We start from the raw sequence: 18,739 nt of genomic DNA on the forward strand, positions 1-18,739 counted from the left end.
ATAAAATTGGAGGAAATATGATTAAAGAGGTAATAGTTGTAGAGGGTAGGGATGATGTAACTGCAGTTAAAAGAGCAGTAGATGCAGAACTTATCTCAGTTAGTGGATTTGGAATAAATGCAAAAGTAATAAATAAAATAAAGGAAGCTCAAAAAAGACAGGGAGTTATAGTTTTAACAGATCCTGATTTCGCAGGAGAAAAAATAAGAAAAATAATAGCAAAAAGAGTTCCAGGAATTAAACATGCATATATTAGTCAAAAAGAAGGAACAAAAGGTGATGATATTGGAGTTGAAAATGCATGTCCAGAAGCGATAATAAAAGCTTTAGAAAATGCTAAATGTGAGATTAAAGAACCAAGAAAAGAGTTTGATATACAAGATATGTATTTCTTTAAACTAACTGGTGATGGAAACTCAAAAGAAAGAAGAGAATTTGTAGGTAATATGTTAGGAATAGGATATTGCAATGCAACTCAATTTGTAACAAGGTTAAATAATTACGGAATATCTAAAGATGAGTTTGTTAAAGCTATAGAAAAGCTAGATAAGGAGATGGATAATGAGTAATATAACTACTAAAGATATAGTAAATAAATATAATTTTAAATTTGCTAAAAGTTTAGGGCAAAATTTCTTAATAGATGATACTGTTTTAGATGATATAGTTGCAGGTGCAAATGTATGTGAAGAGGACTACATAATAGAAATAGGACCAGGAGTAGGAACACTTACAGTTCAACTTTTAAATAAGGCAAAAAAAGTTACAAGTATAGAGTTGGACGATAGATTAATACCAATACTTTCAGAAGAACTTAAAGATTTTTCAAATTTTGAATTAATACATAAGGATGCCTTAAAGGTAAATTATAATGAGTTAATAGGTGATGAACCTAGTGTTAAATTAGTAGCAAATTTGCCATACTATGTAACAACACCTATAATAGCTAATTTATTAAATGGTGGATATAAATTTAAATCATTAACAATAATGATTCAAAAAGAGGTTGCTGAAAGAATAGATGCAGAACCAAGTACAAAAGATTATGGTGCTTTTTCATTATTAGTTCAATACTATTGTAATACTAGTATTGTTAGAAAGGTTTCACCAAAATGTTTTATTCCATCACCTAAGGTTGAATCTATTGTTATAAGATTAGATAGGTTAGAAAAACCAAGAATCGAAGTTAAAGATGAAAAATTATTTTTTTCAGTAATTAGAAATTCATTCAATATGAGAAGAAAAACTTTATGGAATGCAATGAAAAATATTGGATTAGAAAAAGAAAAATTAGAAAAAGCATTTGAATATGCAGAAATAGATCCGAAAAGAAGAGGCGAAACTTTAACAATACAAGAGTTTGGAAAGTTAAGCGATTGTATATACGATTTAAAAAGATAGAGTTACTATTAAATGGTAGCTCTTTTTTTATTGTATTAGAATATGATATTTTGAAAGTAAGGGTATTAGCATAGCAATGTCTACTTGTATATATGTAAATATATTTAAAAAAATTCAATTTTGAAATGAAAATATGAAATCCTAATAATGAATGTGAACTAATAGTATAGAATACATAAAGATATGTACTTTATAGTTTTTATTACATATAATCATATATTTATCATCTTTTACCATGCAACCTCATATATTATAATGTATAAATTAAATGGAGGTAGCGAAGGGTGGCATCTAAAAAAAGTTACAGTAGATTTTTTATAATTTTGCAAGAAGACGAAAAAGGTCATGGATTATCATCAGATAAGGCACCATCAGGATACACAAAAATAGAAGTGAAAAATAATAAATGTAAATTATCATATTATGTTCAGAATCTAAAGAAAAGCGATACCAGTTACTATATGGCTCTTATATGTGACAAGAAAGATATAAAAAATATAATTAAGTTGAGCAAGATGAACATAGATGAACATGGAAGAGCAGATATTGTATGTGAATATGATGGTAATAACATAGGAAATGTAGGCGTCAATGTTGAGAGTATAAGTGGTTCAGCAATAATAGCCATGAATGGCAAAAATGTAAAATGTATAATGAATGGATTTATTACTCCTGATGTATCAAATGAATGGAGAAAATATGAAGTAATTACTGAACAAAACTTAGTTAGAGAGATTAACGAAGTTAAATTTGATGAGTACGAAAAAAAAATAGAGGATAAAAAAATAGAAGAGCAGAAAATACAAGATTCAAAGGCAGATGCAAGTAAAATAAGAAAAGAAAGTGTTAAGGAAATTACTTTAAATGAAAATTTTAACGAAGAGAAAGAGTTGGAAAATTCGGATATCGAAGATAGAAATGACGTTGTAGAAAGTCAACAAGATGAAAAAATATCCATAGGGAATGTTTATGAAAATATAAAGAATGGTTCAATAGAATTAACAGAAGAAGAGTTGGAGGATTTATTAAGGCACAAGAAGAAAAGTAAAGAATCAGATAAAGAATATTGTAATTGTGATGAATGTAATGAATGTGATGAGGAAAAGCATAAGGATAAAAAGGAGAAAAAAGAAAAGAAAAAAAATGATGAAGAATGTGATGAACATGAAAAGAAAGAAAAGGAGCATAAAAAAGAGGAAAAGGATAAACTAGAGTATGAAGAATGCTATGAATGCAAAGATAAAGAAAAGAAGGAGAAAAAAGAATTTGAAATAGATTTTAAATATGAAGATAACATAATAGAAAATAAAAATGCTATGAATAAGTTCTTCAAGGAAATAGTAAAAGATTTTGAAGAAGTAGAAGGATATAATGATATAAAAAATTGTAAGTGGTATAAAGTAAAAATATATCAATTGGAAGATATGTATTGCATGAATGACTATAAAAAATACACAGTAATATACTATCCAATGATTTGCTATTATCCATATATATCTAAATATAAGCACTGCATGATAGGACATAAACATGATAAAGATGGAAATTTGAAATATATAGTATATGCAATTCCGGGAAACAAGTCAGAAGAGGAACAACCTTATGGCGGAAAAACTGGATTTGTGACATGGATGCCTAACAAAGAAAATACAGATTACGGATATTGGCTAATGTTCTATGATTTTAAAAATTCAACAGTAGTAGTTCCTGTAAAAAAATAAATTTAAATATGAATAATGAGGGGTAAAAAAACCCTTCATTTTTATTTAATCAAAGAAAATAAAATTATAAATAGCTTAATAATTTACTAGTTATATACATATATTGTAATATAAATAATTTTAGGAGGAACTTCTAATGAGTTTTAGGGGAAATGATGGAAGGAAAACTGGACTAGCTATAATAATGATTGGTTTAATGCTTGTAATTATTGGTTTTGGAAATTACTTTGAAGATAAATTGAAAGCAACGACATTGACACAAAATAATATATCTACATTTAAAATGTACAAGGTTGAAAACTGTATAGATTATGGATTACCTAGTGAATGGATAAATAGTAAAATTAGTGTAGCTAATAAGAATATCGCATATTGTAGTGAATTTATATCAACTGACGGACTTGTAAAAGGTAATGTTGAAGTTTGGAATAACAAGGATACAAAAGATATAGTTAAAGAAAATGAACAATCTATAGAAAAAATTGGAATAAAACAATATAAAACTGAAAGTAAAAAAATAGGTGATAACAATGGATACCTTACAAAGTATGAAATGAAAAAAATGAATGGAAAGAACTATAAAAAATATGATTATGTATTTAAAGTAGGAAAAAACAATGTAGTTGCACGATTTTATATAGAAGGCAAAAATTACAAAGAAAATACACCTATTTTACTAGAAAATATTCTCGAAACTTTTGTAAGTAATTAATATTTGATTTAGCTTTCTACAAGTATTATAATTGTAAATATAAATTAATAAGAGAGAGGCAGTTGCTTCTCTCTTAATTAATTAATATATATGAATATATATTAATATTGTGGAGGAATTAAGTGAAAAATTTTAAGAAATATATATGTTTAGCAAGTTTACTTTTAGTCATTTTAGGACTTACTGGTTGTAATTCTAAAAAGGCAGAAAAACCATTCAGTTATATGAAAGAAAGTAATATAACTAAGATATCAATACAAAGCACAAGGGATAAAAGTTATAAGTTTACGGTTACTGATACAGGTGTAATAGATAATATATATAAAATATTATCTAAGGCTAAAGAGGTAGATAAAGAGAGTAAGTTAGAAGCAGACTATATATTTGAAATCTATGAAGGGGAAGATAACATACATAAGTTCAGTTATATTGCAGGATTAGATCCTTCAGATGGAGCTAATTTTTATGATGGAGAAAAAGGTTACATAATTTCAAAAAGACTTGATAACGACATTATAAAAAACTTTTGGAATATAAGAAAACCTATAGATTTTCAAATAGTTTATTATGATACAATAATTAAAGCTATAAGTCAGTATAGAAGTAATACAGATAATGAACTAAGTATAGGTATAGACCTTGATAAAGATTTAGAAATGGCAAAGTTTATTTTATCTACAGATGTAATGAATTTTGAAAATAAACTTAACAAAGAAAAAAATGTGCAAATTATAAATGATGAAAACAAAGATAAGTTTGATATAATTATGTCAATCCACACCGAAGGATATTTATCAAATAGGTATAAGGCAACTATAACTTTTAAAGAAGAAAAAGAAAATAAGAAAGTTAACTTATACATTTTTAATACTTATGAAAAAGGCGATTGGAATTTTAAAGTTTTAACTGAAAAACCAGATGATTTTTAAAAGAAAAATCTCTCAATAATATTATTGAGAGATTTTATTTTTTATATTAAATTAGAATTGTTATAGAGAATATCTTTTGAAGAGGAAGGAAGTTTAACTTTATCTCCAACGGAAGAATGTTTAGGCAAATTATTTATTGAAGTATTTATTATCATACCATCACAAACCTCAACAAAAGCATCTGTTTCATTTAAATCGACTATCAATCCAAACAAAGTTTTACCGTTAATAGAATATAGTAAAAACAAATCTAGAAACGGTACACCACCTTTCTTTAAAAATATAATTATATGGATACAAAACAAAAAAGTTAAATATAATAAATTGTAACCATATATAATATATAGTATCGCCATGTTGAAAATAACTATTCCACAAAGTTAAGTACATAAAAATAAATTAATTCATATACAAAATAAATACATATTTATGAATAAAATGTAATAATTATGATATTTAAATGGTGAATGTATGTAGTATAATGTTAAAGTGAAATATTAATAAATATTTCATAAAAAAAGTGTAAAAATAGTACTATACGTACTTAGTATAGGTAGACAAAAAATTAAAGTATAGTTTTAACGTAGTGTGGAGGTAAATAGGGGTGCCTAAAGTAGAAATATTTATAATAGAAATTTTAATAGCTATTATAATAATACAATTAATCATGGTGTTAAAAGCTAAACAAGAACTAAAGAAAGTAAAAAGAGTACGAAAATTTATATATGAAGCAAGTGAAAAAATTATAGATGTAAAAGAGGAAAGCGAAGCATTTAAAGTGATTTTAGATTATGCTTTAAACTTAGTTCCAATAGCATCAAAAGGAAGTTTTTTAAAATATTGTGAAAATGAAAATGAGTTTGAATTTATTTCGGTTTGTGGTTATAGTAAGGAACTAGAAAAAAAGAGAATTCCAAAGGAAAATATATTCTTATACAGAAAAAATAAATTAAGTGATATTGCAATAATAGAGACAAAAGAGGTTATAAGAGACAAATATTCAGAGCTATATAAAATATCTAGTGATATTGTTAGTGTGGTGTGCGCACCTATTTATATAGATGAAAAATTAGTAGGTGTTATTAATTTAGATAATACAAATGCAAATAAAAACTTTACAAATGATGATATACATATATTAAAATACATATTGAATGAATTTAAGTTAGTTATAAAAAGTCAAACAATACAATCCGAGTTAAGAAATAAGTCTACATTTGATAGTCTGACGTCTATATATAGTAGAAGCTACTTAAAGTATCTCATGGAGTATTATTTAGAAAATGAATTTACAACGTATGATATTAGTTCGTTAGTATTTATAGATATTAATTCATTTAAGTATATAAATGATAATTATGGGCATAAGGTGGGCGATGATATATTAAAAAGATTTGCAGCTATATTAAGGAATAGATTAGATGATAGAAGCATATATGGAAGACTTGGTGGTGATGAGTTTTTAATAATGTTTAATGGGTTCTCTAAAAAGAAAACTTTGGAAATTATAAAAGAGATAGAAGTATTATGTGGAGAGATATGTGTAGGTAATTATAATTTAAGTTTTAGTTATGGTATTTATGAAATTGTAGGTAAGAGTGAAGAAAATTTAGATTTAGAAGTGTTAATTAGTAAAGCGGATAGTGAAATGTATAAACAAAAAAGAATAGTAAATAGAACGAGTAAATATAAAATAGGAAGTTTAATATAAACTTCCTATTTTGCATTTAATACATATTATGAATGATTATAGTTTTGTAACATTTGAAGCTTGAGGGCCTCTTTCTCCATCTACAACTTCAAATTCTACTTTTTGACCTTCTTCCAATGCTTTATAACCATCACTTTGAATTGCAGAGAAATGTACAAAAACATCTTCTTCACCTTCAACTGATAAAAAACCAAATCCTTTTTCTGCATTAAACCATTTTACTGTACCTGTTTTCATGAAAATTCTGTTGCTAAAATCTATAAAAATCTATAAAATTTTTAATTTCTTGTTCAATCTGCTTTCTGCTATAAAACTACTTAGAGAATTATGCCAATTTTTAAAATTATTAAACTTTAAAAACTTTAAATAGAAACTATGTAGTACATTTTCAAAATAAGACCTGTATGAGAAATTACTAGAAATTTATATATTTGTTGCAACAGTTCACCTCCTCTTAAAATATAATTTAAAATTTGTCATATTTATATCTTTTTCTATTTTAAAAAATTTATACTATAAATTTTCAAAATAGAATAAGATATATTTTAATAAAAAGTTGAAAAACGCATATAAATATTATAAAAGTATAAATTTAAAATATTTAATATACTATATTTTTATTGGATTTTTTTAAGAAATACAAAAAAGCAGAAGTGTCAATTTAAGCTAATAAATGAAAAATGTAATAATCATATGTTAAAAGGTGATAAATAAGTTTTATATCATCTTTCTGAAATAATTTATTAATTGATATAATTTTTTTCCTAGAGTATAATAGACCGAGTGCAATATGTCGTGTTTTTAGGGGGGAGTTTATGCTATATGTTGTTAAAAGAGATGGTAGAAAAGTTGAGTTTGATTCTATAAAAATAACTAATGCTATTAGAGGATCAGCAGACGAAATATCATATGAACTACTTGAAAGTGAAAAAATAGAACTAACTCAAAAGATTATAAAAAGAATTGAGAAATTAAATGTAGAGGAAATAACGGTAGAAGAAGTACAAAACATTGTACAGGAAACTTTATTAGAAAATGGTCATAAGCCAATTGGTATAGCTTATGCTAATTATAGAAAAGAAAGAACTAGGCTAAGAGAAATTAAGTCAGATTTAATGAAGGCTATAGAAAAAATTGGTGTAGAAACAGATAGAGATAATGCCAATGTAGGAAATAATTTTAGTTCAAAGTTATTAAGAATAGCAAGTGAATCTAACAAATGGTTTAATTTATCTACTATGCCTAAACATTTATCTAAAGCACATGAAAATGGAGACTTATATTATCATGACTTAGATAGCTACAACCTTACAATTAATTGCTTACATATACCAACCAAAGAGGTTTTAGAAAGAGGTTTCAACACTGGATACGGATATTTAAGAAAAGCGAAGCGTATAGATTCAGCAGCAGAGCTTTCATGCATATTACTTCAGTCTACACAAAATGATATGTTTGGTGGACAGTCACATCCGGATTTTGACAACGATTTAGCTGTATTTATAGAGCCAACAAGAAATCAATTAAGAGATGAATTTAGAGAATTAGGAATAGCAGAAGAAAAAATTGAAGATGCCGTTGAGAAAAAATTAAATAGAACTATAGAGCAATCAATGCAAGGAATAGTTTATAATTTAAACACAATGCATAGTAGAGCAGGTTCTCAAGTTCCATTTTCTTCTATAAATATAGGGATACCTAACAATAAAGATGGAGCACTTATTTGTGAAAAGTTTTTAATTGAGTATGAAAAGGGATTAGGTAGAGGTGAACAGCCAATATTCCCTAATATTATATTTAGAGTAAAAGAAGGCATAAATAAGGAACCTAATGATCCATATTATTATTTATTTGAACTTGCATGTAGAGTAGCAAGTAAAAGAATGAATCCTACATTTATGAATATAGATGCAGATTTTAATAAGGAATACTACGATAAGGGGTATATGCCAGCAACTATGGGGTGTAGAACTTATCTTATGAGTAATTGCAATGGTGAACCAGGAACAAAGGGAAGAGGAAATATAGCACCTACAACTATAAATCTTCCAAGAGTAGGTATACTTGCAAAAGGAGATACTAAAAAATTCTTTACATTACTTGAAACAAGGTTAGAACAAGCTAGTGAATCTTTAATGCATAGATATAATGTATTAAAACATCTTAGAGTAAAAGATTTACCTTTTGTTGCAGGCGAAGGTTTATTAAAAGGATCAGAAGGATTATCACCAGAGGATTCAATAGAGCCGATTCTAAAGCAAGGTAGTTATGCTATAGGATTTATAGGTCTTGCAGAAACTTTAATAGCACTTACTGGAAAACATCATGGTGAGTGTGAAGAGTCAAGAAAGTTAGGAATAGAAATAATAGGTTTTATAAGAAACTTTACAGATAAATTAACTAAAGAAACCAGTTTAAACTGGGGATGTTATGCAACTCCAGCTGAAGGACTAAGTGGAAAGTTTATAGTACAAGATAAAAAAGTGTTTGGAGAAATTAAAGGTGTAACAGATAAAGAATACTACACTAATAGTTTCCATATACCTGTATCATATCCTATATCTATATGTGATAAGATACAAACAGAAGCACCATATCATAAACTATGTAACTCAGGACATATAAGTTATTTAGAAGTAGATGACTATCCATCACCAGAAATAGTTAGAGATATAATAAAATATGCATATGAAAATAGTAATATAAGCTATATAGGAATAAACTTTCATATAAAATACTGTAGAGAATGTGGAACATATTTAAAACCAGATAAATTTGAATGTCCGACTTGTGGCAGCACTAATATACAAGGTGTATCAAGAGTAACAGGATATTTAAGCTTAGATGAGAGATTTGGTCCAGGAAAATATCATGAAAGAGAAGATAGACTTTCTCATACACAAAACCATAAAAAAATATATGAAATGAAATAGAACAAATTAAAGCCAAGGGTATCCTTGGCTTTTCTTGTTAAGAAGTACTGTTATAGGTGTTATAATAATATAAAAAAGAGTATTTATAGGAGATTAAATATGGAATTATTATTTAATAATAGTTATGATGAATTTAGAGAACTATTGTTTAGCTTACATGTAATTGCTAACACTGAAAGTGTAATTAATAATATAAACAAAACTTTTCAAATAGAAAAGAATAAAGATGTTTTTAGGTTTATAGATAAGTTATCCAAACAACATAAAATAAATGAAGAAGATTTAAATTTCTTTTTTAAGCAGTATGAAAATGAAACGAATCCATTTTCCATAGGGATAGCTATATTAGATATTGATTTAAAAAGTAATGGTTTGAAAGAAAAAATTGATGAGATAAATAACAAAAACACTGAAAATATATTAGAAAATGTGTTTAAGGACTTAGTAGAATTACAAGGGAAAAATGTAAAAGTTGAAGATGTATTAAGTTCTAATGAAACTAAAATAAAATTTATAGAAAGTTTAGAATGTACATCAGAGCAAAAATGGAATTTGGTGTTATTTTCAAACTCTGTGAGTGTATATGTAGAAAGATTATATAATATTATAAGAGAATATATTCCCATTTATGAAAGTAATGAAAAAAAAGTTCAACAGTTAAAAGAAAAATATAAAAATCAATTAGAAGATAAATTAAATAAACAAGGCATAAAGTATATAAATAATTTTAACATAATTGAGGATTGTGAGAAATTTGATAAAGTCATAGTTTATCCAATGTTTATAAACTATTGTTCTATATCATACAAAATAGATGAAAATTGTATGGAAATTGGAATAGGTTTTATGAGTGAAGAAGTTATTTATAAAAAAAGAAAAGGTGATGGAGAGCTTGAAAAGTATAATAATATATTAAAAATTTTAGGAGATAAAAGTAAATTTAATATAGTTAGACTTTTGAAAAATGAGCAACTGTATGGAAGTGAGATAGCACAAAGATTAAATTTAACTACAGCAACAGTTTCACATCACATGTCACAATTACTTATTTATGAACTTGTTACATTAAACAAAGATGATGTTAAAGTGTATTACAAGTTAAATGGAGATAAATTTAGTGAACTTATAAATTTTTTAATTAAAGAGTTCAATATAAAATAATTTAAAAAGTATTTGAAGGTTATAGAAATTAAGTTTTCTTTAACCTTTATTTTTTGAACTAAATTTAAATAATTATAAGACTAATATCTAAAAGCATTATAGACACAAATCTAATATTGGAATATAATGTTATTAGATGATCATCTTATAATAAGTTAGATTTATATTGGGGGGTATTATGAGAAAATATTTATTTAAAAACAAATTTTTCTTTATGTGTACAGTAATAATTTCAATTTTAAGTTCAACTATAAATGTAGGTATGGCATATGTTTTTAAATTTATTTTAGATATTATATCAAATGGAGATGTAAATAAATTTCCAATGATTGTATTGATATTTTTGGGGTATTTAGTGGTTATGTCAGCAATTAGAGTTTTTGAAGGAATTGTAAAGGCTAATTATATAAAAAAATCAATGAGTTGTTTAAAACAAGATTTATTTTCAAAAATATTAAAAAAAGACATAGTTGATTTTAATGAAGTTAATAGTGGAAAGTATATATCTGTTTTATCAAATGATATGACTATGATTGAAAATGATTATTTTAATAGTATATTTGAAATTATAAAAGTTATATGGGGATTTTTATTGGCTACAGTAAGCATGTTTATACTTAGTAAAGAAATAACTATTGTTGTAATATTATTTGGAGTTTTATCGCTTATTATGCCAAAGCTATTTTCAAAAAAAATAAGCAATTCTAAGATGAAATATTCAGATTCATTAGAAAGGTTTACTATTAAGATAAAGGATGTATTTTTAGGTTTTGATGTAATAAAAAGTTTTAATGTAGAAGAAAAAATGATAAATGAATATAGTGATTGGAATGATGATGTTAATTTGAAAAAATTTAAATTTTCTGTTTGGCAATCTATAATAATAGGATTAAGTATATTTATTGCAATGGGGATTTTTGGTTCAGTTATTGTCATAGGAGCATATTTTACTATGAAAGGTTATATGACGGTTAGTACAATGCTTGCTTGTGTTCAACTTTGCAATAATGTTGCAAACCCTATAGGAAATATCTTAGAGATTTTAAATAATATTAAGTCATTGAAAAATATATCTAAAAAAATAATGACTATAATAAATGCAACGGATGACACTACGATTTATAAAGAAAAAGTTAGTTTTGAGGATAAAATACAAATTGAAAACTTAACTTTCAGTTATGATGGAAATAAAAATGTTCTAAAAAATATAAATTATACATTTGAAAAAGGAAAGAAATATGCAATAGTAGGGGAAAGTGGCTGTGGTAAAAGTACTTTAATAAAAATTTTACTAAAGTATTATAAGGGATATAGTGGGAGAATAATTTTTGATAATGAAACCATAAATAATATAAACACAAAATCTTTATATAAGTTAGAATCAATGATACATCAAAATGTTTTCATATTTGATAGCACATTAGAAGAAAATATAGCTTTGTTTAAGGACTATGATAAGAAAAAAGTAAATGAAGCAATTAAAATTTCAGGTTTAGAAAATGTAGTTAATAAAATAGATGGTGGTCTTAAAGGTACTGTTGGTGAGAATGGAAAAGTACTTTCAGGGGGAGAAAAGCAAAGGCTTGCAATAGCAAGAGCTATATTAAAAGAAACACCAATTATATACTTAGATGAGGCAACGTCTGCACTTGATAGTCTAACAAGTTATGATATAGAAAAAACTATATTATCAATGGAGGAAAAAACAGCTATAGTTATAACTCACAAATTTAATGAAGAGATATTAAGAATGTACGATGAAATAATAGTTTTAAAACAAGGGGCAATAGAAGAAACAGGAGATTTTGAACAGCTCATAAGTAAACATGGGTATTTTTACAATATGTATAATATAGGAAGAGTGGGTTAAGCATACAAATACTTATTTAAGCAAATTCTTGTTTTAATGAAAGAAAAATTTTTTCAATTTATAAATATACTATTTTAACTTTGAGGCTTGAAAAACTATAGTGTATAATATATTTTAGATAAAATGAATAAAGAGGTGTCTTATTAGTATGAAAGATACAGTAAATCTAGCAGGAATTATACATGAGAGTCTTAATAATGGACCTGGAATTAGAAGAGTATTATTTGCCCAAGGGTGCAAACATAATTGCAAGGCTTGTTTTAATCCTCATACACATGGATTTGGTGGAGGTCAGGATTATAGAGTTCAAGAATTAGTTAATGACATAAAAAGAAATCCACTTATAAGTGGTGTAACTTTTAGTGGTGGAGATCCATTAGAACAAGGCGAAGCTTTTGCTGAAATTGCTGAAGAAAGTAAAAAATGTAACAAAAATGTGTGGTGTTACACAGGTTATAAATTTGAATATATCATGGAAAATGCAGATAAAATCCCAGGATGGAACAAGCTTATAAATAATATAGATGTATTAGTAGATGGAAAATTTGATATAGAAAAAAAAGATGAAGATTTAAAATATAGGGGATCTAGAAATCAAAGAATTATAGATGTTAAGGAAAGTTTAAAAAACAATAAGATAATAGAGTTTAAATTAACTTAAAATATAAAGTAATGAAAAAACAGGGGGGAAAAATATGAAGCCTATTATTGGGATATGTGCTGATTATGTATATGGAATAACTGAATTATATGACGGATTTGGGAGTAATTTCAACTGGCAGGTAATAACAGATGATTATGTAACAGCTATAGAAAATGCAGGAGGAATGCCTATAATAATACCTGTAATAAGTATTAAAGAAAATATTGATAGGTATTTGGAAATGATTGATGGAATTATTTTTGCTGGTGGATATGATGTTGAGGCTAAAAGATATGGTGACAGTCCAAGTTTCAAAATAGGGGCAGTTAGTCCAGAAAGAGATGAACAAGAAATATATCTTGCCAAAAAGATTATATATGAAACAAGAATTCCAACATTAGGTATATGTAGAGGATGTCAGATATTAAATGTGGCTGGGGGTGGTGATTTATATCAAGATTTAGTTGAAATAACTCCAAAGAATGATGTTAAAATTATAAATCATTCAATAGATAATTCACCTAAATATAATCCAGTTCATAAAGCTAATATAAAAAAACATAGTAAGATGTATAAAATATTTAATGAAGAAGTTATAGAAATAAATTCATATCATCACCAGGTTATAAAAAATGTTTCGGAAGAATTTGAAGCAACAGTAATAGCTACTGATGGTGTAGTTGAAGGTATAGAAATTAAAGATGATAGATTTGTTGTTGGAACTCAATGGCACCCAGAGATGATGGCTGAAAAAATAGAAAAGCAAAGACTTATATTTGAATCATTTATAGAAGCTGCAAAAAAATTTAAGGCACATGAATAATAAAATAGACCATATCATAATAAGATTATATTTATTATAATATGGTCTATTTTTTTATATACACTATCTAAAATTAAAAAAATAAATCAGTTTAATCTTTAACTATATAGAATTTAAAATTAAAACTTTATTCTTATCAGCTTCAATAAAGTCTTCAATCATTATAGAATTAGAATTAATTCTTTCACCTGTTTTCATGTTAGTTAAAAATGTTTCTACACCATCAAGTTCAAATGTTAATTGAGGAGTCTTATAATGCATGGGTATAGTTATTTTACTATTAATTTTTTTGGCTAACAGAGCAGCTTCTTCACCACCAATTGTATAATTTCCACCAACAGGAATTAAAAGAACATCTATATTTCCAATTAAATCAATAACCTCATCATCAAGCATATGACCTAAATCACCAAGGTGACATATTTTAATATTTCCAAAATTGAACTTAAAAATAGTGTTTGGGCCTCTTTTAGCGCCTTTTACTTCATCATGAAAAGATGGAAAACTTTCAATTGTTATGTTCTTTTCTTGATAATCTTCTGCATTACGAAGGATTTTAACATCATCATGTAGTAAAGCTGTATAATTATGATCAAAATGCTCATGACTTATAGTTACAATGTCAGTATTACCACGAAATAATGGATATCCGACAGTTTCGTCAAATGGATCAGTAACTATTTTAGTCCCATTATTATCTTCAATTAAAAATGATGCATGACCAAGCCAAGTTAAATTCATAATAAAAACCTCCTAAAATTAATTTACAAATTTTTCTGAAATATATTAGTATTTTAACATAAGAATGAAAATATAACATATCAACTATAGGGTTCCAAGTTCAAATTTAAAATAATATATTTATCAATTGAAAAGCTTTTTTCTTTCATCAAGGAACAGGAATTATTTAAATTAGAGTTTCTTTGAAATTTTTATGAATAACGTTTTAAATAATTTGTGTTTCTTGGAATACTACTATTCTCATTTAATATTTGAATAATTTCATTTTCAGCTTGAAATCCTATATAGGGTTTCAAGCTGAAATTCAAAATAATCTCTTTATCAAATGATACTACTAATCTTACAGTTTATTCTATTATCATGTTGGAAATCAATTAAAAAGTAAGAGTGAATAGTAAAAAGTTATGATTAATATTATTTATTCCTATATAATATTTAAAATGTGCAAAAGTGTATAGTACTATGAATTGATTTTAAATTATTGGTTATATTTATAATTAAATGAGTAACAAATTGTGTAATTATGAATATAATTGTATAAATAAGGTAGTTTAAATTTAGTTTTAACCTTATGATGAAATGAATTGACAACAAATAGTTAGTGTACTATAATGAATTCAAATTATAAGTTTTTTTAAAAGGCTATGAATAGGAAAAGTAATTTATCGTAGAACTTAAAGAGAGTGAGGGGTTGGTGTAACCTCATAGTTGTAGATAATCGAAAATCACCTAGGAGCTGAAAGCTGAAATTAAGTAAGTTTATCCGTATTTCTGCGTTAAAGAATAGAGTATATTTGTACTTGAAAAATTACCATAGGTGGTATAGCGAAGATATCTTCGTCCTATTTAGGGCGGGGTTTTTTTATTTTATAAACTAAAATTTTAACTTTTAAGATTGACTAATAAATTTACAATAAGAAAGGAGTTTTTAATATGTATAAAAAAATTGATTCTTCAAAAAGTTTTATGGACATGGAAAAAGATGTTATAAAACTTTGGAGTGAAAAAAACATAATACAAAAGAACTTTGACGCAAATAATGATGGCGAGTATTTTACATTTTATGATGGACCACCAACAGCAAATGGTAAGCCACATATAGGTCACGTTCTTACAAGAGTTATGAAGGATATTATCCCAAGATATAAAGTTATGAAGGGATATAAAGTATTAAGAAAAGCAGGATGGGATACTCATGGTCTTCCAGTTGAACTTGAAATAGAAAAAAAACTTGGAATATCAGGTAAACCTCAAATAGAAGAGTATGGTGTAGAAAAGTTTGTTACAGAATGTAAAGATAGTGTGTTTACATATGTTGAAATGTGGAGACAAATGTCTGAAAGATTAGCATATTGGGTAGATATGGATAATCCATATGTAACATTCCACAATAATTATATAGAGTCAGTTTGGTGGGCATTAAAAAGAATGTGGGATAAGGATTTAATATATAAAGGATTTAAGGTAATGCCTTATTGCCCAAGATGTGGAACAACTTTATCTTCACACGAAGTAGCTCAAGGATATAAAGATGTAAAAGACAGTTCAGTATATGTTAAATTCAAACTAAAAAATGAAGACAAATCTTTCTTAGTTTGGACAACAACTCCTTGGACTTTACCAAGTAACGTTGCATTAGCTGTAAATAAAACATACGATTATGTTGAAGTTGTTCAAGAAGATGAACATTTAATACTTTCAAAATCATTATTAAGTAAATTAAATGGAGAGTATGAAATAATTGCTGAATTTAAAGGTGAAGAACTTCTAGGAAAAGAATATGAACAAATGTTTAACTTTGAAGTTCCTGAAAAGAAAGCATTTTATGTTGTTCATGGAGATTATGTAACATTATCAGATGGTACTGGTATAGTTCATATAGCGCCTGCATATGGAGATGACGATAATAAAATAGGAAAACTTTATGATTTACCATTAATCAATTTAGTTGATGGAGAAGGTAAATTTGTAGATGCAGTTACTCCATGGGCTGGAATATTTGTTAAAAAAGCAGACGAAAAGATAATAAATACATTAAAGGAAGAAGGAAAACTTTATAAAAGTGAAAAATTCCTACACTCATATCCACACTGCTGGAGATGTGACACACCACTTCTTTACTATCCAAGAGAGAGCTGGTTTGTAAGAATGTCATCTTTAAGAGATAAACTTCTTGAAAATAATAACAATATAAATTGGATGCCTGACAATGTTAGAACTGGAAGAATGGGAAAATTCTTAGAAGGTGTAATTGACTGGGGTATTTCAAGAAATAGATACTGGGGAACACCACTTCCAATTTGGGAATGCGAATGTGGACATAGAGAGATGATAGGAAGCATAGCTGAACTTAAGGAAAAAGGAATAAATGTACCAGAAGATATAGAACTTCATAAACCATATATAGATAAAGTACATTTAAATTGTCCTAAGTGTTCAAAGGAAATGACAAGAGTGGAAGAGGTTATTGACTGTTGGTTTGACTCAGGATCAATGCCATTTGCACAACATCACTATCCTTTTGAAAATAAAGAAGTGTTTGAGGCTAACTTCCCAGCACAATTTATTTCAGAGGCAGTTGACCAAACAAGAGGATGGTTCTATACATTACTTGCAATATCAACTGTAGTATTTGAAAAGAATCCGTTTGAAAACTGTATAGTTCTAGGACACGTACTAGATAAAGATGGATTAAAAATGTCTAAGCACAAAGGAAATGTTTTAAGTCCATTCACAGTATTAGAAAATGAAGGAGCAGATGCGTTAAGATGGTACTTCTACACAGCTAGTGCACCATGGTTACCTTCAAGATTCTATGAAGAAGCTGTTATAGAAGCACAAAGAAAATTCATAGGAACACTATGGAATGTTTACTCATTCTATGTTTTATATGCTGATATAGATAAATTTGACCCATCTAAATATGAAAATTTCGTATCTGAAAATGTAATGGATAGATGGATGATGTCTAAACTTAATACTTTAGTTAAGACAATAGATGAGCATTTAGAAAACTATAGAATTACTCAAGGTGCAAAAGAACTTGAAGAATTTGTAGATGAACTTTCAAACTGGTATGTAAGAAGAAACAGAGCAAGATATTGGGTTGAAGGGTTAAATGATGATAAAATAGGAGCATACATGACATTATATAGAGTATTAACTACTTTATCAAAAATAGCTGCTCCATTTATACCATTTGTAACAGAAGAGTTATATCAAAACTTAGTTGTTGCATTTGATAAAAATGCACCAGAAAGTGTTCATTTATGCAGATGGCCAGAATACAGATCTGACTTAGTAGATGAATCTTTAGAAGAAGAAATGAACAAAGCATATACAATAGTTAAACTTGGAAGAAGTGCAAGAAATGGTGCAAACATTAAGAATAGACAACCGCTTGGTAAAATGTTAGTTTCAGCAAAATCACTTCCAGAATACTATGGAGATATAGTAAAAGATGAACTTAATATAAAAGAAGTTGAGTTAGGTGCTGATATATCTAAATATGTTAATTTCGAAATAAAACCAAACCTACCTGTATTGGGAAAAGCTTATGGTAAATTAATACCTGGAATAAGAAAAGCTATAGGTGAAATGAACCAAATGGAACTTGCACAGACTATAAATAATGGTAATACTGTTACAATAGATGTTAATGGTGAAGAGATAGAATTAGATTCAAATAAACTATTAATAACAATGCAAGGATTAGATGGTTATGCATTTGCTGGTGAAGGTGACATGGGAGTAGTTTTAGATACTACAATAACTGAAGAATTAAGAGAAGAAGGTCATGTAAGAGAGATATTAAGTAAAATTCAAAACATGAGAAAAGAAAGTGGATTTGAAGTTGCTGATAAAATAAATATCTACGTTACAGGCAATGAAATGCTAGAAAATGTAATAAGAAAGTTTGAAGAGCAAATAGCTAGAGATACACTTGCTGTAGAAATAGTTTATGGTGGAAACTTTGATTATCAAGAAGTTAAAATAAATGGTGAAGAGTTAAAACTTGCTGTTGAAAAATTATAATTAAATAAAAATACCCATAAATGAAATGTTTCATTTATGGGTATTTTTTTATAAAAAAT

At 26.7% G+C, this 18,739-nt stretch carries 15 protein-coding genes and 1 other annotated feature; of the genes, 12 read left to right on the plus strand and 3 right to left on the minus strand.

What is annotated here, in order from left to right; genetic code table 11:
• Positions 1 to 17 precede the first annotated feature (17 nt).
• The 5 genes from rnmV to AC07E4_RS00405 all read left to right on the plus strand — a co-directional run bounded on the left by rnmV (position 18) and on the right by AC07E4_RS00405 (position 4,763).
• Entirely contained in the window at positions 18 to 569 is a 552-nt protein-coding gene (rnmV, locus tag AC07E4_RS00385; protein WP_034438321.1) for a ribonuclease M5, read from the plus strand.
• Positions 562 to 1,401, plus strand: coding sequence for a 16S rRNA (adenine(1518)-N(6)/adenine(1519)-N(6))-dimethyltransferase RsmA (gene rsmA / locus AC07E4_RS00390; protein ID WP_034438320.1), 840 nt, complete (start codon positions 562 to 564; stop codon positions 1,399 to 1,401). Before rnmV ends, rsmA begins: the two co-directional genes overlap by 8 nt.
• A 284-nt stretch (positions 1,402 to 1,685) precedes the next feature.
• Complete coding sequence (locus AC07E4_RS00395) at positions 1,686 to 3,122, plus strand: DUF7922 domain-containing protein (protein ID WP_478215469.1); 1,437 nt, start codon at positions 1,686 to 1,688, stop codon at positions 3,120 to 3,122.
• A 136-nt stretch (positions 3,123 to 3,258) separates the two neighbouring features.
• The gene (locus AC07E4_RS00400) at positions 3,259 to 3,834 is read left to right on the plus strand and encodes a hypothetical protein (RefSeq protein ID WP_034438316.1); all 576 of its coding nucleotides are present in this window, start codon (positions 3,259 to 3,261) and stop codon (positions 3,832 to 3,834) included.
• Between the two features lie 122 nt (positions 3,835 to 3,956).
• Entirely contained in the window at positions 3,957 to 4,763 is an 807-nt protein-coding gene (locus tag AC07E4_RS00405; RefSeq protein ID WP_478215470.1) for a YhfM domain-containing protein, read from the plus strand.
• A 41-nt stretch (positions 4,764 to 4,804) separates the two neighbouring features.
• Here the strand turns inward: AC07E4_RS00405 and AC07E4_RS00410 are convergent, their stop codons facing one another.
• Positions 4,805 to 4,978: a hypothetical protein gene (locus AC07E4_RS00410; protein ID WP_187372116.1), complete on the minus strand. Its 174-nt coding sequence runs from the start codon at positions 4,976 to 4,978 to the stop codon at positions 4,805 to 4,807.
• A 389-nt stretch (positions 4,979 to 5,367) separates the two neighbouring features.
• Here AC07E4_RS00410 and AC07E4_RS00415 point away from each other — a divergent pair, with 389 nt between their 5' ends.
• Entirely contained in the window at positions 5,368 to 6,474 is a 1,107-nt protein-coding gene (locus AC07E4_RS00415) for a sensor domain-containing diguanylate cyclase (RefSeq protein ID WP_034438310.1), read from the plus strand.
• Positions 6,475 to 6,510: 36 nt separating this feature from the next.
• Here the strand turns inward: AC07E4_RS00415 and AC07E4_RS00420 are convergent, their stop codons facing one another.
• A complete protein-coding gene (locus AC07E4_RS00420; protein ID WP_034438308.1) occupies positions 6,511 to 6,711 on the minus strand; it encodes a cold-shock protein in 201 nt (66 codons plus the stop codon).
• Between the two features lie 578 nt (positions 6,712 to 7,289).
• On the opposite strand from AC07E4_RS00420, the gene nrdD reads away from it, so the two are divergent.
• From nrdD to AC07E4_RS00445, 5 genes are all read left to right on the plus strand, one after another.
• Positions 7,290 to 9,407 (plus strand): anaerobic ribonucleoside-triphosphate reductase, encoded by a 2,118-nt coding sequence (gene nrdD / locus AC07E4_RS00425; RefSeq protein WP_034438306.1) that lies wholly within the window; start codon positions 7,290 to 7,292, stop codon positions 9,405 to 9,407.
• 99 nt (positions 9,408 to 9,506) lie between these two features.
• Complete coding sequence (locus AC07E4_RS00430) at positions 9,507 to 10,568, plus strand: ArsR/SmtB family transcription factor (RefSeq protein WP_478215471.1); 1,062 nt, start codon at positions 9,507 to 9,509, stop codon at positions 10,566 to 10,568.
• 178 nt (positions 10,569 to 10,746) lie between these two features.
• Positions 10,747 to 12,438 (plus strand): ABC transporter ATP-binding protein, encoded by a 1,692-nt coding sequence (locus AC07E4_RS00435; RefSeq protein ID WP_478215472.1) that lies wholly within the window; start codon positions 10,747 to 10,749, stop codon positions 12,436 to 12,438.
• A 148-nt stretch (positions 12,439 to 12,586) separates the two neighbouring features.
• Positions 12,587 to 13,099 carry an anaerobic ribonucleoside-triphosphate reductase activating protein gene (gene nrdG / locus AC07E4_RS00440; protein WP_034438302.1) on the plus strand — a complete coding sequence of 171 codons (513 nt, stop codon included), beginning with the start codon at positions 12,587 to 12,589 and terminating at the stop codon, positions 13,097 to 13,099.
• 34 nt (positions 13,100 to 13,133) lie between these two features.
• Positions 13,134 to 13,904 carry a gamma-glutamyl-gamma-aminobutyrate hydrolase family protein gene (locus AC07E4_RS00445; RefSeq protein WP_478215473.1) on the plus strand — a complete coding sequence of 257 codons (771 nt, stop codon included), beginning with the start codon at positions 13,134 to 13,136 and terminating at the stop codon, positions 13,902 to 13,904.
• A 102-nt stretch (positions 13,905 to 14,006) separates the two neighbouring features.
• Here the strand turns inward: AC07E4_RS00445 and AC07E4_RS00450 are convergent, their stop codons facing one another.
• Positions 14,007 to 14,645: an MBL fold metallo-hydrolase gene (locus AC07E4_RS00450; RefSeq protein ID WP_430830559.1), complete on the minus strand. Its 639-nt coding sequence runs from the start codon at positions 14,643 to 14,645 to the stop codon at positions 14,007 to 14,009.
• Between the two features lie 635 nt (positions 14,646 to 15,280).
• Positions 15,281 to 15,493: a binding site (T-box leader), on the plus strand.
• 85 nt (positions 15,494 to 15,578) lie between these two features.
• Here AC07E4_RS00450 and ileS point away from each other — a divergent pair.
• The gene (ileS, locus tag AC07E4_RS00455; RefSeq protein WP_034438295.1) at positions 15,579 to 18,680 is read left to right on the plus strand and encodes an isoleucine--tRNA ligase; all 3,102 of its coding nucleotides are present in this window, start codon (positions 15,579 to 15,581) and stop codon (positions 18,678 to 18,680) included.
• The last annotated feature ends 59 nt before the right edge of the window (positions 18,681 to 18,739 follow it).

Source organism: Clostridium amazonense, from assembly GCF_056431285.1.

Bases quoted from the DNA above. Each gene is read 5' to 3' on its own strand.
- AC07E4_RS00450 (WP_430830559.1), bottom strand. From the start codon at position 14,645: ATGAATTTAACTTGGCTTGGTCATGCATCATTTTTAATTGAAGATAAT.
- AC07E4_RS00400 (WP_034438316.1), top strand. From the start codon at position 3,259: ATGAGTTTTAGGGGAAATGATGGAAGGAAAACTGGACTAGCTATAATA.
- nrdD (WP_034438306.1), top strand. From the start codon at position 7,290: ATGCTATATGTTGTTAAAAGAGATGGTAGAAAAGTTGAGTTTGATTCT.
- ileS (WP_034438295.1), top strand. From the start codon at position 15,579: ATGTATAAAAAAATTGATTCTTCAAAAAGTTTTATGGACATGGAAAAA.
- rnmV (WP_034438321.1), top strand. From the start codon at position 18: ATGATTAAAGAGGTAATAGTTGTAGAGGGTAGGGATGATGTAACTGCA.
- AC07E4_RS00445 (WP_478215473.1), top strand. From the start codon at position 13,134: ATGAAGCCTATTATTGGGATATGTGCTGATTATGTATATGGAATAACT.
- rsmA (WP_034438320.1), top strand. From the start codon at position 562: ATGAGTAATATAACTACTAAAGATATAGTAAATAAATATAATTTTAAA.
- AC07E4_RS00435 (WP_478215472.1), top strand. From the start codon at position 10,747: ATGAGAAAATATTTATTTAAAAACAAATTTTTCTTTATGTGTACAGTA.
- AC07E4_RS00420 (WP_034438308.1), bottom strand. From the start codon at position 6,711: ATGAAAACAGGTACAGTAAAATGGTTTAATGCAGAAAAAGGATTTGGT.
- AC07E4_RS00430 (WP_478215471.1), top strand. From the start codon at position 9,507: ATGGAATTATTATTTAATAATAGTTATGATGAATTTAGAGAACTATTG.
- nrdG (WP_034438302.1), top strand. From the start codon at position 12,587: ATGAAAGATACAGTAAATCTAGCAGGAATTATACATGAGAGTCTTAAT.